The following is a 21,251-nucleotide window of genomic DNA, read 5'->3' on the forward strand; positions in this document are numbered from 1 at the left end:
GCGTTATTCGCGGTCGCGTCGCTTAAGAGCCCGTCGGTACTCGCCGTATGGATCCTCCGGGCTAAACGGCGCGGGTGCGCTGTTTGCGGTGGGACTGCCACACTCGGGGCAGGTATCACCAAGGCTGTAGACCGGCCGTTCGTGTTCTGTCTCCCAGACACGACAAACACGAATGTTCGATTTCATGAGAACGCGGGAGAAGGCGATTAGTCGTCGTCTTCGCGTCGCTCGCGGTGGTACTCGCCGTTGCCACCAACGGCCTCGATGGCTTCGGTTGCACGGTTGGCACTCGCCTCAAGCTCGGACTCAGCGGTCTTGTAGTCGGGGGCTTGTACCTTGATGCGGTACTCCGGCGCGCCGACGTAGGTGACCTCGAGTTCGACCTCCGCCGGTACCTCACCGTTGCCCTCTGCCGCCTGGAGTGCCTCTTTCACATCGTCGACACCGTCGTGGCTTGGACAGTGCAGGTCGACGTAGCCCGTGACGGTGACGTAGGGCACCGAGACGTTTTCGCGGGCGGTCTGGACGATCGCCGCGATATGTTCCTCGGCGAGATCGGTGTCGTCGAGGGCGTCGGTGCCGTGGATCGCCGCCTGCTCGAAGGCCGCATACAGCGTGTCAAATTCGGCCAACAGTCCGTTGACAACCGTACTGTAGGTGTCGTCGTCGACATCCTCGCCAAGGGCGAGCTCCATCCAGTTGTCGGCCTTCCGTTGGTTTTTCCAGGCTTGGATGGTGTCTTTGCGCTGGTGTTCGTTGACATCCTTGATCGAGAGATCGATCTGCTGGGAGCTCTCGTCGACATCCAACACCTTGGCGACGACTGTCTGGCCCTCTTGGACGTGATCGCGGACGTTTTTGATCCAGCCGCTGGCGACCTCGCTGATGTGGGCGAGTCCGCGTTTGTCCTCATACTCATCCAGATCGACGAACACGCCGAAATCGGCGATCTCGTCGACCTCGCCGACGACAAGATCACCGACTTCAGGGTAGCCACTGTACTTCATCGGTTGCGGAGCCTACCGTGCCTCGACAGTCTCGCCGACCTCGTGGTCGATGTCGGCTTTGCCGCCGGTCGGCGTTGCCAGCGTGGTGCCGCAGACCGCACAGTTGACGACCGTGGCGGTCTTCTCGAAGACGATCTGTTCGTTGCCGCAGTCGCTGCATTCGACGGTGACGAAGTTGCCTGCCATACTTACTCCTGAAAGGTGAGTCGACCGGCGCGCCATCCCTCACGGATGTGGGCGGTGCCACAGTCGCTGCAGCGGTAGGTGAGGTTGGTTTTCTTCGTTGGCTTGTCGCCACCGGGCACCTTCGAGAACTTCCCGGCGTTGCCGATCGTCGAGGTCTGGCGGTCGCGCTGGCGGTCTTGCACCTTCTTCATTCCGGTGGATCGACCCGAGCGAACCTTCTCAACCTCGTGTTCGTGGTGAGCGTCACAATGCGGACAGTATGTATTCATCCGGCGTGGCATTTCCATGGGATAATCTCCTTGGCGTGGCTTTGCCGTGAGTATATAAAACGCGTTTGGTTCGCGGACGGAGGACGCTGCCGTGAGAACGCTGTCGATCAGTTATGTATCACCAATCAATAGATCATCGATGAACCGAAATCCGTTCACGAACGTCACCGAGTCGCCGTACCCCTCATCGCCGAGCACCGTTTTAGCTCCCTCGCCGGCCGGGATATCGGTCGTGTAGATGTACGCTGCCGTTGCCTGGCCTGTGCTGAGTTGCTGGGCCGCCAGCGCGGCGAGGGCCGCGTCAGCCTGCTCTACTTCGTCGGCCGGTCGGTCGTCGACGTTGGCGATGTATCGCTGGACACCATCCATGACGCGAGAGACGATCGGCTCCGAGAACGGAAGCGGAGCTGCAACCTGCACCCAGCCCGCTTCAATTGCGGTGTTGACGGGTGGATTCTCAACAGCGGGCTGGTCGGTTGTCAACTCCTCGTAGACACGATCCGGAACCACGAACGTGATATCGTTGCGGCGAGCGAACCGGCGGACAGCCTGATAGCGACTGTTCGACGGCTGTCCCATTGCGACGAACAACCCGGTGTCAGCGATATGCAGGCTACTCACGCGTCGCTGGCAGTATCTGCCGGGTCGATTTCGTCGAGCGAGCCGCCGGACGCATCAGTAGCATACTGTTCAGTTACGACCGGGCGCAGTGCTTGGAGGATTAGTTCCGCAGCAAGCGGCGAGATATCGAGATCGTCGGCCATCAGCCGGTGGGTCGTTTCGCCGCGCTCACGGGAAACGGCATACGTCAGCGCCGTCGCAAGGCCGGCGACGCCGTGGCGGTCGATGTAGGTGTCGATGTCGTCGTCGGTCTCGCGGCGGCCGACCGCGTCGATGAGTGCCGGCGTGATCGTATACTCGCCCGCTGCGGTCGTCACGGTGAGGTCGATCTCGCGGGCCGTATACCGCCGGGGTTGTTCGTCGTGCGTGATCTCGACAACGCCGGCGTCGACGAGCCGGTTGACGTAGCTGTAGGCTGTCCCCTGCGGGAGATCGAGGGCTGCCATCGCCTCTTTGACCGTCGCCGCACCCTCGCAGTCGAAATACGCGTGCAGCTGGGCCAGCTGTGGCTCTTCAAGCAGATCCGCGACCGAGAGGAAGTCACGAACGATGTCGCCGTCAGCGGGGGTTACGGGCTGTGACACTGTTGGATCTTGATTACAGATTACAGCAAAACAGTAAAAAGTGTTCTGGTACCCCGGTCCGCAAGGGATCAATTCCGAACTGCAGCCCTGAAATCGGCGAAGCGAATGGAGACGTGCCCAGCTACCGGTTCAACAGACGGTTCAAACTATCCAAGCTTTGAACTGAGTTTGAGCACTCTTCGACCCAACTCCGGTCGCTGATTGAAAAATCACTATCCGACTACCAGCCCCACCTGTCAGTGCATGCCAACATTCACCCTCTAGGACAGACCCGACTGCCCGTACTCGAAACGCGTGCGCCGCGTTCTCGATGTCCTTGCAGTCGACCACGAGGAGGTTATCGTCCCAGAAGCCAAGGCCGACCGCGACGCCCTCGATTCGATCACCGGCCAACGCGGCGTCCCAGTGCTCGTCAGCGACGATCTTCCCGAGGGCTATTTGCATGATAGCTCCGAGATCTCGGCGTACCTCAAGGAACATTACAACTGACGACACGCACAGCAGTGACCACGAATCGAGTGGGGGGCAACGAGAGCGATGGTGTCGAGTCGCTCCACAGCAACGCTTTCATAGGCGGTAGTGACTCCCAGTCCGAAAAGAGCGGCTCACCCACAGAGCAGGAGTGTCATTCGGTCACACCCACAGAACAAGAGAATCATTCGGTTAGTCACTTGTCTGCATACGCGAGCAGTAGAGTCAGTGCACTCATGGCTGCTATCATGAGGTAGACCGCTGGGATATATGGCGTTGAGTGGTCACCGAGCTGTGTAGCAAAGCCGATTCTGGCCAGCGGCAGCACTACCAGCGCTATCGCGTACCGTGTGTTTCGAGACCAGTGTATCAAACCGCTGTCGAGAAGCGTGCAGTATCAGATTTTGGTCTCACGCTGTTCGAAAACCCACGGGATGAGTAGCGTGTGGGTCAGCACGGAAACACCAGGTGGAGTGAGTGGCCACCAAACGGTGGCACAGTGGGACGACAGGGGAACCGATCGCGTCAGCGGCGACGCCGCTGGGAGCGACGGCGGTAGATGGTACCACTCGTCGCCCGCAGGCTGCTGTACCGTGAGCCGCTGTCGGTGGTTGCCCAGAACCGTTTGTATCGACCGGATTCAATACTTGATTGTTCCGATTCAGCTGTTTTTCTTGCCATCATTGCAATTGAAAACACGATATATACATACATTTGTTTGTCTAAAGCGGCAAACTCTGAGTTATCATCAAAATCTCCGCAAACAAAATAATGAACAACTCGGTTTGAAGTAAATATTTTAGTCGAAACCCCGCACTGGTCGAGTGAAGCCGAACAAACCAAAACTATAACAAACTTTTCTGCTGTTCTGTAGTAGTTATCTGTTTGAAACAATGAAATTCTCAATAAAATTGGTCGATATCAGGATTCTACCGGCTGTTTGCGAATGTGAACCGACCGGTCTGGTCGGATTCAAATCCGGCGTGTTACAGACAGCCGCAGACGAGGGGCGAGCGACAGAGCAGTCGCTCGCAGTGTTGTCTTCGGCGGTATGTGCCGGCCGGGATTTGAACCTCACTCGCTTTGCTCACTCTGTTCGCGCCACTCGCTGGTTCAAATCACCGTGGCAATTTTCGCCTCACTTCGTTCGGCAGAAAATGTGCCGGCCGGGATTTGAACCCGGGCCATGAGCTTGGAAGGCTCAGGTCCTACCACTAGACCACCGGCACGCATCGCTCCCTTTCCGGTGGGCCATTAATACCTTACCGATTCAGTGCCGTCAGTCGTCGCTAAACGCCGCGGCAGCATCCCGGATATCCGGGGAGACCCCTGGCACCTCAGTCTCGCCGACCGGCCCCTCAGCTTCGAGTTCGTCCAGCGACTTGGGGAATGTCCGCAGTTCCTTGTGGATCGCCAACCCGGCTTTGGCTCCTTTCCCCATCGCGACCGGAACCTGATTGTGGCCCTGCGTGATGTCGCCAACCGCGTAGACGCCGTCTGTGGTCGTCGCTCCGTGGTCATCGACAATAACCGTCCCATCGTCGTTAAGCTCACAGCCGAGGTCGGTCGCCAGCCCAGTGTTGTAATCGGAGCCATACATCGCAAAGCCGCCGCGGTACTCTCGGGTGGTGCCGTCCTCAAACGTAAAGCTTTCAAGCCAGCCGTCGTCACCGCGGGTCAGGCCCTCGATATCCTCGTGGATCACGTCGACCGGGTGGCCCTCAACGAGTTTCTGAGTCTCCTCGCTCCACTCGATCTCGTCGCCGCGCGTCAGGATATCAACCTCATCGGTGAAGTTGAGCATGATCATCGCCACGTGGGCTGTCGCCTCGCCGGTGCCCATCACGTACACCGATTCGTCGATAAACATGTAGGCATCACAGTGCAGACAGTAATGCAATCCCTTGCCGGTTCGCGGTAGCGGCGGCTCAGGTCGCTCATCGGAAAAGCCCATGCCGAGCACGACACGGTCGGCCACAACATCGGTGTCGTTACCGCTAAGCTGGAACCGGCCGTCATCGCCGCGTTCGATCTCCGTGATTAGATCACGAACCACGTCGCCGCCGTAGTTTTCGACCTGTTCGGTGGCGGTTTGCAGAAACTCGTTGCCTGAGATCTCCTCGGGAACACCGACGACGTTGTGCGTATCTAGCATCATCGCCGCGCGGCCGCCACCGCGGTCGATAAGGACTGTGTCGTGGCTGAGTCGCGTCGTATAGAGCGCGGCCGAGAGCCCGGCTGGCCCGCCCCCGATCACCGCAACCTCATACTCGTCGGCCTCAACATCAGTATCGGCGGCATCCGTTGTACTCATGTATATCTCTGTAATGCCCCCAGTCATATAACTCCGTACCAATCGTGCGCACAGGTTACAATACCGATCTGATCCCCCAGTCCGTCGTCACGTCGTTGGTGGCGGTCGTCACGACCGCATAGCAGTTACCGCTGGAGACGGTCACGGTGAGAGGCTCGATCGCATCGACGGCGTTCAGAGCCGCCCGAAACGCGTCAGGATCATAGATATGATAGAATCGATCAACCGTCTCGCCGCCGGGCAGCGTCCACGCAACTGTCGTATCAAAGCTCGTCTCAGCGTCGAAGCGGTCATGGGCGGTGCTCCACGCGGAGACAAGCCCAAGCCCGCCCGGCCGCAACAGGCGACCAAGTTCAGCGAGGCTCTGTCGGCGAGTCGCCGCCGGCCGGAGATGATGCAGCGTTGCAACGTAGACAATCTGGTCGAACGTCGCGTCGGCGAACGGCAGCGTGGCCGCATCACCCTGCACGAGAGCAGCAGCAAACCCGTGATCACGTCGACGGGTCGCCGCCGCCGACAGCAGCCCCCGGCTCACATCGACGCCGATGGCGTCAGCACCGTACTCGGCTAAGAGTTCGGTGTGGCGACCGTTGCCACAGCCGAGATCAAGCGCCTGACCGAGTCCCTCGTGGTCAGCGACCGCCGTCACGAACGACTCAACCTCGGGCCAGGCGTATGCCCGTGTTGACGCGAAATGGTCAGCGATACGGTCGTAGACAGCCCGGACGCTCCCGGCTGCGCGGTCAGGTGTGTCGGCTGGCGACGACGCCGGCTCCTCGCTCATAGGTATGATTTTGCGACCGCGGATAAAATCGTCCTGCATCCGCAAGCGATGTCGACTGCCGAAGGCGACGGCTATTCGTCCGGGAAAAACCGGCCGTGAAAGCCGAATGGCTCGACGTGCGGCAGAGCGACCCGTGCCTGCAGCGTTAGCGTCTCGGCGTCAAACACAAGCAGGCTGGTCTGCTCCTGTGTCGCGTCGAGTGCGGTCGCCACTACGACACCGTCGTCGACCGCGTCGCTGCCGGGGCGTTGTATCGGGATCGGCTCCTCAAGATACACCGATTCCTCCCACCACTCCTGTGCCGTCCCAGTTTCGCAGTCAACTTTCACCAGTCCGGTGGCCCCATCGCGGTCGGTGGCCTGCCCGTAGGCGTAGCGGTGGCGACGACCGACCGCGGCTCGCGGGACACGCGGCAGTTCCATGCCGCCAGCGTATAGCCGTGTTCGATCGAGGTCAGCGGTCGTTGGATCGATCCGATAGCGCATGAGCCGGCCGTCCGGCACGTCAGGGAATCCATCGCTGTCGAGTTCAGCCATCGAGAGCGCGCCAACGATGTCGCCGTCGGGGAACTCGATGAGATCAAGGACGATCTCACCCCCGTCCCGAAAGGCGTTGACGTGGTGGAAGCAGAATGTCGCCTCGAAGGTTGGCTCGGCGACCAACTCGCCACTTTCGCGGTCGACAACGAGCAGTCGCGTCGGGCGGTCGGGCTCCCACCCCAACATATCGATCGCCCCCTCCGAAAACGGATTCATCGCCCGCAACACCGACAGCGTCAGCGGCGATTCGACCAGCAGGACGTGCCGATCGGTCACACTGCAGTCGTGGATGTACGCCGGCCCGCGAGCGTCGATCGAGGTGATCAGCTCCCGTCGCCGGCTGCCACGTGGAACCCGGTAGATGTGGTACTGCGGTTGGATGCCAAACTGGGTCGCAAAGCCGATCAGCTCCTCGTGGTGAGGGTCGTCAACGAGGTGGGCTGCGGTGATGTGTTCGGTGAGGTCGTCGTCGAAGGTGAACTCATCGCGTGTGGCAAGCGTGTCGGGAGCAAACGCGACCCGACGCGGGGCCTCGGTGAGCGCGACATACTCGTTGTCGATCCGGGCGACGTGGACATTGGCGTTGTCGGTCGGCTCCGGGAGGCCAAACGAGCGGAGGGTATCAAGCACGCGCCGCCAGCCGCGGGTATCGGTCCCGAACTGTCCGGTCAGTCGGCCGGCCTCGGCGTCGGCGTACGCGTCGCTGCGGAGGAACCGATTCGTGTATCGAACCGCGCCATCGTCGAAGCTATAGCGGCGCAACATTGCCAACCCGTCAAACCAGTGGTTGACCCGCTGCTCGCCGACACGGAAGCGGCCGGGGCCGTTGCGGATGAGCGTCCCCGAAAGCCACGCCGGGATCGTTCCCTCAACGGGCGGGCGGTAGTCGTCGTACTCGGTTGTAGCTGACTGAAAGCCGAGTGGACTCGATTCGGCCACAGAGACAGTTCGGCGGGCCAGCGATATCAACCCTTGGCGAGGCCGTTGGACCACCCGGCGACAACGCGCCCGCCGCCTTACAGGAGATCGAGCACAACGACCGACAGAGACAGTTGGCCGACCCCGGCGGCGATCATCACCACAGCCGCCCCGCGTTTGAGCCAGCCGGCGTACCGGCCGGCCGCCCGCCATGACTCGATGCCCGCGCTGGTGAGCAGTGTTACCCCGACAAGCGGGGCAGCGAGCCCGACAGCATACCCACCGAGGACGACCACTGCCTGAAGATCTGGCAGCCTGAGTGCCTGGGAGATGACGCCGAAAAACACCGGCACAACACAGCCGGCGGCCGCAACCGCATAGACCGCGCCAAACCCCGCGAACCCGAGCAGCGAGTCAGGCCGAGCCGGCAACTCGATCGGCTGGCTCGGCGTGACGCCAAACAGGATCGCAACGCCGAACACGACTAACGCAACACCGGCCAGCGGTTCGAACAACGGCAACAGGGTCGTCACCTGTTGGCCGACACGCAAGGCGAGGCCGCCGACCATACCGACCGCAAGCAGCGCGCCGGCGGCCGCCGCGATCGCCGACACGGTCGCCGGTGTCGACTCGTCGCTGTTGTGGACGTAGTAGCCCACATACCCAGGTAACAGCGGAAACGCACACGGCGAAAAGAAGGTCGTCACACCAGCCCCGCCGGCGAAGGCCAGCGTGCCGAGAAACGCCGACTGAGTCATCGCGACTCCGAAACCGCGGCAAGTTGTGTCCGCAGCGATGCCACATCGAACTGTCCGCTGTCGGTCCACTGGATCGTCCCCGTTGGGTCAACGATAGCGAGCGATGGGATGCTGCTGGCACCGATCGCCGCAAGCACCGCGCCGTCTCGATCGATCCCGACCGGCCACGCCCCGCCGTGGGTGTTCCACCACCGTCGCAGTTCAGCCTTCGTGGTGCCGCGCCCGATGAGTTCGTTCGTCACAGAAACAACGGCGACGGACTCGCCAAACGCCGCGTGAAGATCCGCCAGCTTTGGAAACTGCTCCTTGCAGGGATCACACCAGGTCGCAAAACAGTCGATCAGGGTCGGTGCGTCGGCGACCGGCAGCGTGGTTTCGCCGGCTGTCGATCCCGTGGCGTCAATTGTCTCAACGGTGATCGGAAACGCGTCTCCACGACTGGTGTCGTTGCCACGAACGACCCAGAGGCTCCCGCCGGTGAGTCCGATGCCAGCAAGCCCGGTCAACGCCTGTCGTCGATTCATAGATGGCCTGTTGTCGGAGACGAATCAGCGACGGGATCGCCTCACCGTCCGATCGGCTCCTACGGGCAGCGACTCAAAGAGTGATCTGGTGGGGCTCTCGAAGCAGTCGGTGGCAACACAGCCACAGCGGCGTTGGCGATAACACGCGAATAGTCATCATGGAGCTTCAGGAACAACACAGTCCCGCCGCTGACAACTTATTCGAAGTCCCAAAGTCCAACCCGCTCTTGCTGTGCGGTGGCTTCGGTCGTCGCAAACGAATCTCGAAGCCGGAACTCACTCTCATAGAGCCGTGCGTAGCCGCCTGACAGCAGCAGCGAATTGAAATTTTTGCCGTCAACGTAGAGATAGCCCAGCAGGCGACCGTAGCCGCCGCGCCGATCCGATTCGGGGTCGACGACGAGCCGGACTTCCTTGTCTGCCAGTTTTTGCTCAGCGAACGCAGTTGCGTTCTCACCCCACGAGACGAGATGGTCTTGGCCAGCTTCGCTGTCAGGAATTCCCTCAAATTCCCCCGGTGAGACCGTGTTTGGTGGCGTTTCCGGCGTGTCAACACCGAGGAGTCGAACCGTCTCGGTCGTGGCATTTGTGTACCGGATCTCGACGGTATCGCCGTCGATGACGCGGGTAACCGTGACGTTCCATGACGGCCCCTCTGCGGTCGCAGTAGGCTCGGTCGTCGGCCCGGCATCCGGCGTCGGCAGCGGGGCAACCCCACTGCAGCCGGCGAGAGCGACGACAGTGATGATAGCGAGGACAGAAACAACGCGACGATGCTGCATATCTGACACGTGGCCGGCAGCGACAAGAAACGAACGGTGTCAACCGATCAACTCGGCTAGCAATGTAGCTCTGTTGCTGTATCCGTGTACTGTCAGCGTCGCATGTATCGACGGTAGACAACCACGGACGAGTCAGGTGAATATGACGGCCGAAAGGACACCGAAGCGGGAGTGACTGCTGGCTGTTCGCCTGCTCGACAAGCCGATCGCTACCTGCTCACGGTGAACGTGTCAAGCCGCGTCTGGAGTTGGTTTGCTTGGGTGGCGAGTGATTCGGCGTTCGACGTTACCTGCGTTATCGAAGACGCCTGTTCGTCCGCTGCGGCTGAGGCATCCTCCGCGGCCTGGGCGGTGGCTTCGCCAAGCTCAGCAACCTCCTCAATTATTGAGACAATCTCCTCGGTGCTGCTGGCCTGATCATCAACTGCACGGGTTATCTCCTGGACGCCGCTATCAGTGTCTTCGACGTTGTTCACCACATCGATAAACGCGTCAACCGCAGCATCCACCGACGCGGCTGTTTCTGCGATGTCATCCTCGGTGTGTTGGATCTGGTCGACGGTTGTCGACGTCCGCGTCTGGACATCGTCGATACGCGCAGAGATATCGCTGACCGAGTCTTGGGTCTCCTCGGCCAGTTCTTTCACCTCGTCCGCAACGACAGCGAACCCATCGCCGGTGTCGGTTCCGTTGCCACCGCCAACCCGCGCTGCTTCGATATTGGCATTGAGCGCCAACATGTTCGTCTGTTCGGCGATATCGGAGATCAGCTCAACAATCTCATCGATCTGCTCCATCTGGTCGTTGAGCTGCTCAACAGCCGCGACAACCGACGACATATCCGCCTGGATACGCTCCATCTCGTCTCTCGCTTGTTTGGCTGTCGCCTCGCCATCGACGCCGATCGCGGCGGTGTCCTCCGAGAGTTCGGCGACAGTCTGTGCCTCCGCTGCGACCTCTTCGACGGTCGCCGACAGGTTGTTCATCTCACTGGAGACGCTGTCAAGCCGCTCACGCTGTTTGTCGGCGCGGGTTGTTGCGCCCTCGATCGACTCACTGACCACGTCACTGGCTTTCTTTACCTCTTTGGCACCGGTGGTGGCCTGTTGGCTCGCTGCCGCAACCTCCTGTGAGAAGTCCTGGATATCTGTGACCGTCGCCTCGATCTCATCAAGCATCGCGTTGAACGCTATGGCGATCTCGTTCATGGCGTCAGTATCCGTGTCTGACGGCAGTCGAACCGTGAGATCACCGTCAGCACACGCACTCATCAACTCGCTGTATTCCGCTGCGCGTGCTTCGAGCTGTTCACGCAGTTTCTGTGATTCATGGCCCTGTTGAATCCGATCCTGCAGTGAATCGTGCATGCTATCGAACGTCCCTTCCTCATGGAACAGGGCAGGTCGATACTGGGTTGTTTCGGCGACTTCACGGAGGTCACAGCCGACCGTCTCGGAGAGAAACGTCTCGTCGCGCTGTTGTTCCCCAAAAAATTCGAGATTATGCTGCCTGTCAGCCCTAGCAATCCGCATGTTGTGATTGACGTGGTGTGTCGCGCCGTCAAGGGTCACAGTACCCTCTGGGGCGTTGAACGTCAGCCCGCTTTCGAGCTGTTCGATCACCGCAGCTTGGTCGGTTGTGCCTGCCGCTTCGACAGCTTTTGCGTAGAGGTGTATCGAGACGTAGTTATTCTGTGCTTCCTGATTGATGTAGTCCGCATCCGGGAACATCTCATAGAACCGCTCAACGAAGGCGGTGTTTTCCTGTGTCATGATCTCTTCCATGTAATTAATCCCAACATGGACGTCCGCAAACGCCGGTGGCTCGTATCGTTCATGCTCGAACGCCTGAGCCATCGCTGTCGACGTACCAACAGGGATCGAAAGCCCACGCTCGGCTTTCGCTCGGAAGAACTCCGCATGGTTGTCCCCAACGAGCATCGACATAATCACATCAGGATCAGCAGCCTCGATCGTATCGATCAACGGCTCGAATGAGGTCTGTGAGAGGGGGGCAAACTCCCTGCCGATCACCGTCGCATCGTTCTCCGCTGCAAGGATATCCACCCAGTCAGCCGAAAGATGTCCGAAGTTGTAATCGGCGGCGATGGTGAAGATCTTCGGCCCGTACTCAGAGACGAGGTACGGAAGCACCGCGCCCAGTTGCTGGCGAGCGGTCGCACCCACAGGGAAGGTGTACCTATCACAGACACCGCCCTCGTACTGTGTCGTATAGAAGTAGAGCTGTCGGTGAGCGTTGATTAGCGGACGGACAACCTCTCTTTCCGAGGAGGCGTATCCAGCCCAGATCGCGTCTGGGTTCTCGTGTTCCAGGATATCGGTGACCAACTGTCGGTATCGGTTGACATCGGATTGTGGATCCGGGTCGATGATCTCGATTTCACGGCCGAGAATTCCGCCGTTTTGATTTATTTCTTCGACCGCAAGATGGCTTGCTTGCCATTTGGAGGTGCCAAGTTCAGCGAACTTTCCTGAGCGGTTTTCGAGTACAGCGATTGTAATCGGATCATCTGACTGCTGGGCCAGATTAAGCATCTATCTCGCTGGCTCCGTTAGAAAGCGTCTTCAAACCAGTTCCAACCACATCACAAACAGTCTGAAAGGGGGTGATCCTGTGCACCTGTGCTGACAGTCTCTTTGCTGATCGCATATTTTCTAGTGAGATATTATACCATATATCCATTCTGGTTCGCGCAATGAGTACTGTAATCATATATTAATGCGCGTTTATTGATTTTTGTTGCTTTTGGGATCGTATAATAAAGCTACGCGAGTCAAACAGCGGCGTCAAACTCACATTCGTTCCGGCGAGCGGTGAGAATCCCAGCCCTCAATTGACGGTCACATGTGTTGGTCGATCACCAGTCGCCTGTCGCCACACAGACAGGTCGTTGTGTCGCCAACAGCGGTAGCATGGAAATGGCTATCTACCAACAGGAACTAGTTGTCACAACAACCGAGCATCGATGAACGATATTCGTCGCTGTGACATCCACGGATACGTTACGGCCAAGCGGTGCCCCACCTGCGGTAACTCTGGCAGCCACATCATCGATGGATCGACCCGACGACAGGTATCGACGTTCCTCAGTGGCGCGTTGCGGCACTTCCCGGACGATGCCGGGCTTGCCCTCGACGAAGCCGGCTGGACGGCCCTCGACAGCGTCGTCGACCGCGCCGGCGAGACGTACGGCATCGACCGCGAGGCGGTCATCGGGGTCATTCAAACCGACCCAAAGGGTCGCTTCGAGGTCGACGGCGAACGGGTGCGGGCGGCCTACGGCCACTCGATCGCCGTCGATCTGGACGCCGACAACACGCCGGTTCCCGACACGCTGTATCACGGCACCTCGCCGGACGCGCTGGAATCGATCCGCGAGGAAGGCCTCAAACCGATGAGTAGACAGCACGTCCACCTCAGTGACTCGGTTGGCGACGCTCACGACGTCGGGAGCCGCCATGCGGCCGACCCTGTGATCCTCCAGGTTGACGCCGCGGCGATGCAAACTGCTGGGCACACGATCACGAAACGCGGGCGGGCCGTCTATACGACAGACCACGTCCCGCCGGCGTATCTGACTGCAGCCGACTGACCGTTCCGTTCAGTCGTGCCGAAAGCAACGCATTCCGGTGAAGGCCATCGCCATCCCGTGGTCGTCGGCGGCCTCAATCACATCCTCGTCGTTGACGGATCCGCCTGGCTGGATCACGGCCTCGATGCCGGCCTCGGCGGCAGCGTCGATCCCGTCCGGGAACGGGAAGAACGCGTCGGAGGCCATAACAGCGCCCTTGGACGATTTGCCGTCGGCGTCGCGTTCGGCTTTCTTCGCGGCGAGTTCGACGGCGTCAACGCGGGAGACCTGCCCGACGCCGAGGCCGACTGTTTCGGTACCGGTGGCAAAGGCGATCCCGTTGGATTTGACGTGTTTGAGCGTTTGCCAAGCGAAGGACATTGTTTCGAGTTCGTCGTCGGTCGGCTCGCGCTCGGTGACAACCTCAAACGCCTCGGGATCTGGCGAGCCAAGATCGCGCTCCTGAACGAGTCGCCCGCCGACGATGGGTTTCTCGGTCATCGTCTCGGAAATCTCGTCGAGTTCGCCAACATCGAGAACTCGGAGATTGTCTTTTTCTGTCAGCACATCAAGGGCGGCCTCGGTGTAGCCGGGCGCGATGACGACTTCCTTGAAGGAGTCAACGACCTGTTCGGCGGTTTCGGCGTCACACTCGCGGTTGAGCGCGACGACGCCGCCGAACGCACTTTTTGCGTCGGTTCGCAGCGCGCGGTCGTAGGCGTCAGCCAGCGACTCGGCGACCGCACAGCCGGCGGGGTTGGTATGTTTGATGACGGCAGCGGCGGGCTCGTCAAACTCCTTGATCAGGTTGAGCGCGCCGTCGGCGTCGTTGTAGTTGTTATACGAGAGCTCTTTCGCCCCCTCATTGCGTTGCGGCGCGGAGACGACGTTGGCCTCCTCGCAGGTGCCGTCGGCGTACACCGCGCCGTCCTGATGGGGGTTTTCGCCGTAGCGTAAGGTGTCAGCGAGGTCGTCGTCGATGAGTCGGCGCTGTGGGAAGTCCCCACCGGTGTCGCCGTCGATTTCGACGGTTTCTGCCTCGTGGTCGACGCTCACACGATTCTCGGCGAACCACCGCACGGCTCGCGGATAGGCGGTGAACTCGCCGTCGTAGAGCACCCGCTGTTTGAGGTCGTCGGTGTCGTCGTCCTCGTAGACTGGCACCGCCTCTTGGGTGACGATCGGGCCGGCATCAACCTCCTCGGTGACGACGTGAACGGTACAGCCGGTCATCCGCACGCCGGCGTCAAGCACCTGCTCGTGGGCGTCCCTCCCGGGGAACGCCGGCAACAACGAGGGATGGACGTTGAGCGTCGTCGGGGCGTTGTCAATGAACTCGTCGGTGAGCACCCGCATATAGCCGTCAAGACAGACAAGATCGAAATCGTACCCCTCCAACGTGTCGAGAATACGTGTTTCGTGTGACTCACGGGATTCACCCTCCTCGCGGGCAACGACTTCGGTTGGAATACCCCGCTCGGCGGCTTCCTCCAGTATGGGCGCGCCATCCTCGTTTGTCAGGACGATAGCCAACTCCGCACCGCCCGGTGTGCGGTCAGCGATATGCAACAGATTTCGGCCGCGATTACTCGCTACGCCGGCGATTTTCACCATACCGATGGGTATCCGGGCGAGCGAAAAACCGTTGCGGTCGGCCGCCGGGGGCGTCTGCTGGCAACTCATCAGCAGTCTGTGGCCATCGACATGCTTTTGCAACTGCCACGGGCACCGTCGGCTATGAGCGACCTCTCGCGTAGCGACCCGCTGGCGGCGGTCTCGCCGCTTGACGGGCGGTATAGCCGCCGGACAGCCCCCCTCTCGCCGTACGCGGGTGAATCCGGACTCATGCGGGCTCGCGTCCGCGTCGAAGCCGAGTACCTGCTCGCGTTGGCCGACGTTGCCGCCGTTGAGCTTGATCTCACCACAGATGAGCGGACAACGATCCGTGCGACCTACGAGGAGTTCGACGCCGCCGATGCCGAACTAATCAAAGAACTCGAAGTCGACGGCGCGGCGGGCTACAACGCGACCAACCACGACGTGAAAGCCGTCGAGTATTTCCTTCGCGTTCGGCTCAGCGAGGCCGACGCAATCAACGACGCCGAACGGCTCTATCCGTGGCTTCACTTCGGGCTCACCAGCGAGGATGTGAACAACCTCGCCCACCGACTGTTGGTCAAACCCGCTGTCGAGGATGTCTTGCTGCCCGAACTCCGCGAGATTCGCGACAAACTCACCGACCTCGCCCACGAACACCGAGACCTCCCGATGCTTGCTCGTACCCACGGCCAGCCGGCGACGCCGACGACGTTCGGCAAGGAAATGGCCGTCTACGCAGCCCGACTCGGCAAGACGATGGCACGACTCACACACGCCAGCGACGACCTCTCGGGGAAGCTCGCCGGAGCCTCAGGCACCTATGCCGCCCACCACGCCGCGTTCCCCGATGTCGACTGGCAGGCGTTTTCGGCGTCGTTCGTCACCGATCTCGGTCTCAACCACACCGCGCTGGCGACACAGATCAACCCCTGTGACGATCTGGCCGCAGTGTTCGATGCGGTTCGCGGCGTCAACAACGTCCTCATCGATCTTGATCAGGATATGTGGCTCTACATCTCGGATCGTTACCTCGGCCAACAGACCGTCGACGGTGAAACCGGATCGTCGACGATGCCACACAAGGTCAATCCCATCGACTTCGAAAACAGCGAGGGCAACCTCTCGAAGGCGAACGCGGATCTCACCTTCCTCGCGGACTACGTGACAACCTCACGGCTCCAGCGTGACCTCTCGGATTCAACGGTCAAACGCAACGTTGGCGCGGCCTTCGGCCACTGCCTGATCGCATACAACAAGGCGCAGACCGGCCTTGGCAAGATCGTCCCCAACGAGCAGGTCATGACTGACGATCTTGAATCGACACCCGAGATCATCGGGGAGGCTGTCCAGACGATCCTCCGGCGGGAGGGGGATACCGACGCCTACGAGCGCGTGAAGGAACTCACTCGCGGCACGCAGGTCACGATCGAGGACTTTTATGACCTCTTCGACTCACTTGATGTTGCGGAGTCAGTTCGTAAGGAGCTGTTGGCGTTGACGCCGGCCGGCTACACTGGCGTTGCCAGCGACCTTGCAGAACGTCCGGAGTAAGCAGTGAGCGCGCTGCGGTCTCAGGGGTGGTGAGCGTGGGCAACAACAACCGGCGAGTCAGCATCCTGTTGTACATCGGTTGAGGTCGAACCAAAGACAAACCGCTCTAACGGGCCGACCGTCGGCGCACCCATTACCGTCAGGTCGTAGTACTCCGACTGTTCGATAATGGCGTCGGCCGCCGACGCTGCCTCATAGAGCCACGTGTCGACGTTCTCAAACTCGCCCAGCGCGGTCGCCGCCGTGGCAAGGATCTGGTCGCCGCGCTCACGACTCGCTGTTCCCGCAGTTTCGACAACGTGGAAGAGATCAACCGCGGCGTCGTTGGCGGCGGCGACCGCCCGCGCGGCCTCGACCGCCAACTGGCTGTGACGGCCGCCGGCGATCGGCACAAGAATCGACGCCAACGTTTCGACATCGCCGCGGTCGTCAACGGTAACGACATCCGTTCGGTCGGCCAACCGCTCGGCTGCGGTTCCGCGGAGTCCAGACAGCAAGGATGGCCTTGAGTCGCGTTCGACGACGAGTGCTGAGGGGTTTCGCCGGTTGACTGCGGGTTCAATGTCGGCCGCCGCGGCGATGGCGGTGGTCGGCTGGCTGTATGCATCGCGGTGATCCGGTGGCAGTTGGGTGTCACCAGCCGGTGTTGCGGTGGTCGACTCCGCAAGGAGCAACTCAGCGTCCCGGACGGTCGCCATGGCGTGTCCCACCATCGCGCCACGCCGTGCGGCTGTCGTGTCGGCGATGTGGCCGACGAGACATGGCCCGTGGCCCTCAGTTGTCGACGTTACCCCGGCGTCGTTGACCGCAGTCATAGCCAGTATTGCTGTCTACTCGGATATAAATTCCACTGACCGTTTACGAGAAATGATGATCTGCTAATATGATTCAGGGGTTGCGTATCGGTCAGTTTTTGTCGGTGATAGCTTGAAAATGACTGTTTTGACTACCAAAACAGAGACCATGTCCTTCTACAGCCATCTGCTCACGTATGGGCCATCCTGTGTGTAGCCCAACTTCTCGCGGTAGTACTGCCGAACGCCGATCCCGGAGATCACGCTGAGCTTGCCGAAACCGGCATCGCGGGCGAGTTCCTCGGCCGTTTCGAGTAGCCGGCGGCCGTAGCCGCGGTGTTGCCAGTCGGCCTCCCCAGCGGCTTCGCCGATACCGGCCTCGCTGCCGTAGACGTGGAGCTCGCGGACGATCGCTGCGTTCTGTAGTTCGCGTCGTACCGGGTCGTTTGGGAATCGGAGTCGACAGAAGCCGATCAGGAGGTCTTGTTCGGTATCCTCGTAGCTAATGAAGTGCTCGGTGCCGCCACAGGCCTCGTAGGTCAGTACGTCGCGTTCGATGTCGTCGGCGTTGGGGTCGGCCTCGTTCATCCCGACCTCACGGGCGCGAATATCTCGGCACTCGATGCCGTTGTCGTCGGCGTACTGCTGGGCCAACTGCCGGAGGTTCGACTTCCAGACACCGGCATCGATGAAGTCCGCAGGGATATCACGCTGGACGCGTTGGAGGCGAGTGTATTTCGGGATCATCCCCATAATTTCGCCGATGAGTTCGGCGGCTTCCTCGTTTTGCAGCGGCTCGTACTCGCCGCGTCGCCACATGTCGTAGGTAAGCGTATCACGAACGACAATGGTGGGGTAGATCTTGAGATAGTCCGGCTTGTAATCCGAATTCGAGAACAACTGCCGGAAGTCTTCCAGACACATCTCCTTGGTCATCCCGGGCTGGCCGGGCATCATGTGGAAGCCAACTTTGAAGCCCGAATCCCGAAGCCGGCGGTTGGCGTCGATCGAGGCTTGGTTGCCGTGGCCGCGGTGCATTTCCCTATTTATTCGCTCGTAGGTCGTCTGGACGCCGACCTCAACTTTCGTGCCGCCGAGATCAAGCATACGGTCGATCTGCTCAGGGTCACACCAGTCGGGTTTGGTCTCGAAGGTGGTGCCGATGTTGCGGATCTCGTTTTTCTCGTTTTCGGCGATCACATCCTCCAGATACTCAAACTCGTATTCCGCCGGGTCTTGGGCGAAGCTTTCACCCTCGGCGGCGGCGGGGTCGCTGTCGAGGTCGTAGTCGTTGAGCGCCTGTAAGGCGCGCTTGACAAACCACTCCTGGTAGTCATGGCTGCGGGCGGTCATCGTCCCGCCCATGATGATGAGTTCAACCTTGTCGACCGGGTGGCCGATCGTTCGCAACTGGTGGAGTCGCAGCGTGACCTGTCCGTAGGGGTCGTAGTCGTTCTGCTCGCCGCGGGCGGCCGCGGGCTCGTGGCCGGTGTAGCTCTGTGCGGAGTCGAACTCGCTGGCGGGGCCGCCGGGACAGTAGAGACACTTTCCGTGGGGACACATATGCGGGGAGGTCATGACCGCTACCGGCGAAACGCCGGAGGCCGTGCGTACCGGTTTGCGCTTGACGACAGCCTTGACCGTATCGCGGTGTTCCTGTGGGGCGTAGGACAGCAGCTCCGTGTTTTTTGGCACTTTCGGCGAGGAGTACGTAGCACAGACATCGAGCTTCGCGGATTCAAGATCGTCACGCTCGATCTCACCGTCGATGATACCGTCGACGAGCTCCTCGCAGGCCTGTTGGAACGCCACGGATTCCTCGGTGGTCTCGCCGTCGGCGAGTTCAGAGCTCACGGCAACACCTCCGATCGAACGGGTCGCATTACTGTGTGGTGGTTGCGTTTCGCGGTTAAGCGTGTCGCTCGACGGTCTCACTCGCTTAGATCCCCACACCGACAATGGCGCGGTGTCGCTTACGAGGCGTCCTCGGCGGCTTGCTTGATCACAAACACTGGCACCTCGGCGTTGTCGACAACGCGCTCGGAGACGCTCCCGAGCGAGCGGAGCTTTTCGCGTGGTGTCTTCCCGTCGGTACCGATGACGATCACATCGACATCCTGCTCGGTGGCTTCCTTAACGATCTCCTTGTCGGGCGTGCCGCGTCGGACGGTCGTCTCGACAGCAAGCCCCTCCTCGGCGGCCGCGTCGGCGACTTCTTCGACGGCGACCTCGGCGTCGGCGGTGAGTTCCGCATCGACGCCCTCGCGATCGTCGTCGCCAGCCGCCTGCACCGAGCGGATATCAACAACCGACAGGGCGCGCACGGTCGCGTCGTTATCGGCGGCCAGCGTCAGGGCGTGCGGGAGCGTTCGCCGGATCGTTTCGCTGCCGTCTGTCGGCACCAAAATCGTGTCGTACATGCCTGTGCATACAGTAGTAGGCTGTTTAATATCATGCCCTGTTGTGCGGGCTACTATACCAGCGTTCAGTACTAACTGAATCTACGGTCATATCTTTGAGAGGGCCTGCTTAGTCTACTAAAACAGCATCTGAAGTATGATATGAGTGCCTTCGAGATGCTGAATATAGAGTTTGTAGTCGGAAGCATGAAACTGAATCAACATAACCTTTATTAGATGATAATTGATGTTGTTTATTGCATGAGTGAACCAACAATATCAGAGGAGAACGCTCCGCAGTGTGCTGTCTGTAGTTCAAAGATCGTTGATCTACCAACCAATCGTGTTATCGCAACCGAAAACAACGGCGAAGTCGAGTACAAACACTTCTGTGATGCAGGTTGCGAATCATCATATCATACATGAGGATGTACTAGACAACCTATGTCAACTACGATCGAAGATAACCGTGCTGAACACTGATTTTCTTACTTCGTCTCTCGTTCCACAACGTCTAATCCAATTTGGTCGATACTGCTATTGAGGCGTCTAAATTCTTTCATACGCACGCAGAAATCGTGACGCCTCGCCTTTCAGTCCGTATCAGAACACCGCCACAACGACCGTGCGAAACTTTATCATGGATTACGCCTAACCCTGATATGGATGGCCACTGTTACCATACCACCGGCTGAAGAGGCCCGAGACGTCTTCAAACGGCTCGGCTACGCGATCGAGGAGCGCGGCAACGAGTTCGTCGCCGAGCGGAAGTGGCGGCGCGTCCAGGTGACACCGCTGCGTGCCGAGGACGCCAAATCGCCCGGCGAGCTGCTTGAGTATGGCTCGGAGGGCGGCCCGCGGCTCCGGTGTTTCGTCACCTGGATGGACTGTACCGAGCCGCTGCAGTCGTCACTTCAGTCGGCGAAGCCACCCTACGATTGGGCGATCATCGGTATCGAGCCCGACGGCGAGTTTCAGGTTGTCCACCCTGATCCGGGCAGTGCCCCGATCTGAGCCGTGACCCACCGCTCTGCCGGCCAGCGAACCGGAGCGATATCTTCTTGATCGCCCGGCGGCGAACGATGGCAATGACGCTGATCGTCGTCCCGGTTCGGTACCCACTCAGCGAACACTCCGCAGCGACGCTTCGGGAGGCGATCAAGATCAGCGCTGACCGCAACGCCGAGCTCTCGGTACTTCACGTTGACCTCTATCAGCACAGCAAGAACGTCACCCGAACCGACCTCAAGCGGGCGGTCGAACGGGAGTTCGGCGAACTCAACAACGTGCGGTACGTTGTTCGGCGGGGCTTTTTGCTCGAAGAAACCATCCTAGAGGAGATCGTCGGCGAGAACGCCGATCTCGTCGTGATCGGCTCCCGACAGGCCGGCCGGTGGCAACGCATGCTCCGAAAGCTGCGGGCCGACCCTGATATCGGGGAGTTCCTCAAAGGCGAACTTGACTGTACGGTGATCACAGTCAGCGCCGACGGCGTGACGAGCCGCTAACCAGAGCGGACGCAAAGAGCCCCCGTCCTGTTGAATGGCGGTTCGTCTCCT

General features: G+C 60.3%; 23 protein-coding genes, 1 tRNA gene and 1 pseudogene. 6 read left to right on the forward strand and 19 right to left on the reverse strand.

Annotated elements, in window-relative coordinates; genetic code table 11:
• Positions 1–3 precede the first annotated feature (3 nt).
• From DP106_RS00635 to DP106_RS00660, 6 genes are all read right to left on the reverse strand, one after another.
• The gene (locus tag DP106_RS00635; RefSeq protein ID WP_120082592.1) at positions 4–186 is read right to left on the reverse strand and encodes an RNA-protein complex protein Nop10; all 183 of its coding nucleotides are present in this window, start codon (positions 184–186) and stop codon (positions 4–6) included.
• 20 nt (positions 187–206) lie between these two features.
• Entirely contained in the window at positions 207–1,007 is an 801-nt protein-coding gene (locus DP106_RS00640; protein ID WP_120082593.1) for a translation initiation factor IF-2 subunit alpha, read from the reverse strand.
• Positions 1,008–1,019: 12 nt separating this feature from the next.
• Positions 1,020–1,193, reverse strand: a complete 174-nt coding sequence (locus tag DP106_RS00645; RefSeq protein ID WP_120082595.1) for a 30S ribosomal protein S27e — start codon at positions 1,191–1,193, stop codon at positions 1,020–1,022.
• Between the two features lie 2 nt (positions 1,194–1,195).
• A complete protein-coding gene (locus DP106_RS00650; RefSeq protein ID WP_120082597.1) occupies positions 1,196–1,480 on the reverse strand; it encodes a 50S ribosomal protein L44e in 285 nt (94 codons plus the stop codon).
• A 93-nt stretch (positions 1,481–1,573) separates the two neighbouring features.
• Positions 1,574–2,083: a hypothetical protein gene (locus DP106_RS00655; protein WP_120082598.1), complete on the reverse strand. Its 510-nt coding sequence runs from the start codon at positions 2,081–2,083 to the stop codon at positions 1,574–1,576.
• Positions 2,080–2,667, reverse strand: coding sequence for a DUF7437 domain-containing protein (locus tag DP106_RS00660; protein ID WP_120082600.1), 588 nt, complete (start codon positions 2,665–2,667; stop codon positions 2,080–2,082). Before DP106_RS00660 ends, DP106_RS00655 begins: the two co-directional genes overlap by 4 nt.
• Before the next feature lie 279 nt (positions 2,668–2,946).
• Here DP106_RS00660 and DP106_RS00665 point away from each other — a divergent pair.
• Positions 2,947–3,156: pseudogene (locus DP106_RS00665) on the forward strand (glutaredoxin family protein); the annotation flags it as partial.
• Between the two features lie 507 nt (positions 3,157–3,663).
• Here DP106_RS00665 and DP106_RS15460 read toward each other — a convergent pair.
• From DP106_RS15460 to DP106_RS00705, 9 genes are all read right to left on the reverse strand, one after another.
• A complete protein-coding gene (locus DP106_RS15460; protein ID WP_133305072.1) occupies positions 3,664–4,032 on the reverse strand; it encodes a hypothetical protein in 369 nt (122 codons plus the stop codon).
• A gap of 264 nt (positions 4,033–4,296) precedes the next feature.
• Positions 4,297–4,367, reverse strand: a tRNA-Gly gene (locus DP106_RS00670).
• 50 nt (positions 4,368–4,417) lie between these two features.
• Positions 4,418–5,452, reverse strand: a complete 1,035-nt coding sequence (locus tag DP106_RS00675; RefSeq protein WP_120082602.1) for an NAD(P)/FAD-dependent oxidoreductase — start codon at positions 5,450–5,452, stop codon at positions 4,418–4,420.
• Positions 5,453–5,507: 55 nt separating this feature from the next.
• On the reverse strand, positions 5,508–6,236 hold the full coding sequence (locus tag DP106_RS00680; protein WP_120082604.1) for a class I SAM-dependent methyltransferase: 729 nt from the start codon (positions 6,234–6,236) through the stop codon (positions 5,508–5,510).
• A 71-nt stretch (positions 6,237–6,307) separates the two neighbouring features.
• On the reverse strand, positions 6,308–7,714 hold the full coding sequence (locus DP106_RS00685; RefSeq protein WP_240625292.1) for a carotenoid oxygenase family protein: 1,407 nt from the start codon (positions 7,712–7,714) through the stop codon (positions 6,308–6,310).
• Between the two features lie 77 nt (positions 7,715–7,791).
• A complete protein-coding gene (locus DP106_RS00690; protein ID WP_120082607.1) occupies positions 7,792–8,451 on the reverse strand; it encodes a cytochrome c biogenesis CcdA family protein in 660 nt (219 codons plus the stop codon).
• On the reverse strand, positions 8,448–8,975 hold the full coding sequence (locus tag DP106_RS00695; protein ID WP_120082609.1) for a TlpA family protein disulfide reductase: 528 nt from the start codon (positions 8,973–8,975) through the stop codon (positions 8,448–8,450). Before DP106_RS00695 ends, DP106_RS00690 begins: the two co-directional genes overlap by 4 nt.
• 197 nt (positions 8,976–9,172) lie before the next feature.
• Positions 9,173–9,757, reverse strand: coding sequence for a thermonuclease family protein (locus tag DP106_RS00700; protein WP_120082611.1), 585 nt, complete (start codon positions 9,755–9,757; stop codon positions 9,173–9,175).
• A gap of 209 nt (positions 9,758–9,966) precedes the next feature.
• On the reverse strand, positions 9,967–12,312 hold the full coding sequence (locus tag DP106_RS00705) for an urea ABC transporter substrate-binding protein (RefSeq protein WP_120082612.1): 2,346 nt from the start codon (positions 12,310–12,312) through the stop codon (positions 9,967–9,969).
• A gap of 431 nt (positions 12,313–12,743) precedes the next feature.
• Here DP106_RS00705 and DP106_RS00710 point away from each other — a divergent pair, with 431 nt between their 5' ends.
• Entirely contained in the window at positions 12,744–13,370 is a 627-nt protein-coding gene (locus DP106_RS00710; protein ID WP_120082613.1) for an RNA 2'-phosphotransferase, read from the forward strand.
• A 9-nt stretch (positions 13,371–13,379) separates the two neighbouring features.
• Here the strand turns inward: DP106_RS00710 and purN are convergent, their stop codons facing one another.
• The gene (gene purN / locus DP106_RS00715) at positions 13,380–14,963 is read right to left on the reverse strand and encodes a phosphoribosylglycinamide formyltransferase (protein ID WP_120082615.1); all 1,584 of its coding nucleotides are present in this window, start codon (positions 14,961–14,963) and stop codon (positions 13,380–13,382) included.
• Positions 14,964–15,086: 123 nt separating this feature from the next.
• Between purN and purB the strand changes: the two genes are divergently transcribed.
• Positions 15,087–16,499 carry an adenylosuccinate lyase gene (purB, locus tag DP106_RS00720; protein WP_120082616.1) on the forward strand — a complete coding sequence of 471 codons (1,413 nt, stop codon included), beginning with the start codon at positions 15,087–15,089 and terminating at the stop codon, positions 16,497–16,499.
• A gap of 20 nt (positions 16,500–16,519) precedes the next feature.
• Here the strand turns inward: purB and DP106_RS00725 are convergent, their stop codons facing one another.
• The 3 genes from DP106_RS00725 to DP106_RS00735 all read right to left on the reverse strand — a co-directional run bounded on the left by DP106_RS00725 (position 16,520) and on the right by DP106_RS00735 (position 19,713).
• Positions 16,520–17,314: a universal stress protein gene (locus DP106_RS00725; protein ID WP_120082618.1), complete on the reverse strand. Its 795-nt coding sequence runs from the start codon at positions 17,312–17,314 to the stop codon at positions 16,520–16,522.
• Positions 17,315–17,470: 156 nt separating this feature from the next.
• Entirely contained in the window at positions 17,471–19,147 is a 1,677-nt protein-coding gene (locus DP106_RS00730; RefSeq protein ID WP_205738855.1) for a tRNA uridine(34) 5-carboxymethylaminomethyl modification radical SAM/GNAT enzyme Elp3, read from the reverse strand.
• A gap of 119 nt (positions 19,148–19,266) precedes the next feature.
• The gene (locus tag DP106_RS00735) at positions 19,267–19,713 is read right to left on the reverse strand and encodes a universal stress protein (protein WP_120082620.1); all 447 of its coding nucleotides are present in this window, start codon (positions 19,711–19,713) and stop codon (positions 19,267–19,269) included.
• A gap of 240 nt (positions 19,714–19,953) precedes the next feature.
• On the opposite strand from DP106_RS00735, the gene DP106_RS16625 reads away from it, so the two are divergent.
• From DP106_RS16625 to DP106_RS00745, 3 genes are all read left to right on the forward strand, one after another.
• Complete coding sequence (locus DP106_RS16625; RefSeq protein ID WP_449405079.1) at positions 19,954–20,118, forward strand: DUF7576 family protein; 165 nt, start codon at positions 19,954–19,956, stop codon at positions 20,116–20,118.
• Positions 20,119–20,358: 240 nt separating this feature from the next.
• Positions 20,359–20,706, forward strand: coding sequence for a DUF7116 family protein (locus DP106_RS00740; protein WP_120082621.1), 348 nt, complete (start codon positions 20,359–20,361; stop codon positions 20,704–20,706).
• Positions 20,707–20,780: 74 nt separating this feature from the next.
• The gene (locus DP106_RS00745) at positions 20,781–21,200 is read left to right on the forward strand and encodes a universal stress protein (protein WP_120082622.1); all 420 of its coding nucleotides are present in this window, start codon (positions 20,781–20,783) and stop codon (positions 21,198–21,200) included.
• Positions 21,201–21,251: the final 51 nt, after the last annotated feature.

This window comes from Halonotius pteroides, assembly GCF_003605635.1.
In the GTDB taxonomy this organism is placed as follows: Archaea; Halobacteriota; Halobacteria; order Halobacteriales; family Haloferacaceae; genus Halonotius; species Halonotius pteroides.

Excerpts from the sequence above, each read along its gene's own strand:
- DP106_RS00745 (WP_120082622.1), top strand. The coding sequence starts at position 20,781 with ATGACGCTGATCGTCGTCCCGGTTCGGTACCCACTCAGCGAACACTCC.
- DP106_RS00725 (WP_120082618.1), bottom strand. The coding sequence starts at position 17,314 with ATGACTGCGGTCAACGACGCCGGGGTAACGTCGACAACTGAGGGCCAC.
- DP106_RS16625 (WP_449405079.1), top strand. The coding sequence starts at position 19,954 with ATGAGTGAACCAACAATATCAGAGGAGAACGCTCCGCAGTGTGCTGTC.
- DP106_RS00700 (WP_120082611.1), bottom strand. The coding sequence starts at position 9,757 with ATGCAGCATCGTCGCGTTGTTTCTGTCCTCGCTATCATCACTGTCGTC.
- DP106_RS00705 (WP_120082612.1), bottom strand. The coding sequence starts at position 12,312 with ATGCTTAATCTGGCCCAGCAGTCAGATGATCCGATTACAATCGCTGTA.
- DP106_RS00650 (WP_120082597.1), bottom strand. The coding sequence starts at position 1,480 with ATGGAAATGCCACGCCGGATGAATACATACTGTCCGCATTGTGACGCT.
- DP106_RS00710 (WP_120082613.1), top strand. The coding sequence starts at position 12,744 with ATGAACGATATTCGTCGCTGTGACATCCACGGATACGTTACGGCCAAG.
- DP106_RS00645 (WP_120082595.1), bottom strand. The coding sequence starts at position 1,193 with ATGGCAGGCAACTTCGTCACCGTCGAATGCAGCGACTGCGGCAACGAA.
- DP106_RS00740 (WP_120082621.1), top strand. The coding sequence starts at position 20,359 with ATGGCCACTGTTACCATACCACCGGCTGAAGAGGCCCGAGACGTCTTC.
- DP106_RS00640 (WP_120082593.1), bottom strand. The coding sequence starts at position 1,007 with ATGAAGTACAGTGGCTACCCTGAAGTCGGTGATCTTGTCGTCGGCGAG.
- DP106_RS00675 (WP_120082602.1), bottom strand. The coding sequence starts at position 5,452 with ATGAGTACAACGGATGCCGCCGATACTGATGTTGAGGCCGACGAGTAT.
- DP106_RS00690 (WP_120082607.1), bottom strand. The coding sequence starts at position 8,451 with ATGACTCAGTCGGCGTTTCTCGGCACGCTGGCCTTCGCCGGCGGGGCT.
- DP106_RS00695 (WP_120082609.1), bottom strand. The coding sequence starts at position 8,975 with ATGAATCGACGACAGGCGTTGACCGGGCTTGCTGGCATCGGACTCACC.
- DP106_RS00735 (WP_120082620.1), bottom strand. The coding sequence starts at position 19,713 with ATGTACGACACGATTTTGGTGCCGACAGACGGCAGCGAAACGATCCGG.
- DP106_RS00635 (WP_120082592.1), bottom strand. The coding sequence starts at position 186 with ATGAAATCGAACATTCGTGTTTGTCGTGTCTGGGAGACAGAACACGAA.
- purB (WP_120082616.1), top strand. The coding sequence starts at position 15,087 with ATGAGCGACCTCTCGCGTAGCGACCCGCTGGCGGCGGTCTCGCCGCTT.
- DP106_RS00680 (WP_120082604.1), bottom strand. The coding sequence starts at position 6,236 with ATGAGCGAGGAGCCGGCGTCGTCGCCAGCCGACACACCTGACCGCGCA.
- purN (WP_120082615.1), bottom strand. The coding sequence starts at position 14,963 with ATGGTGAAAATCGCCGGCGTAGCGAGTAATCGCGGCCGAAATCTGTTG.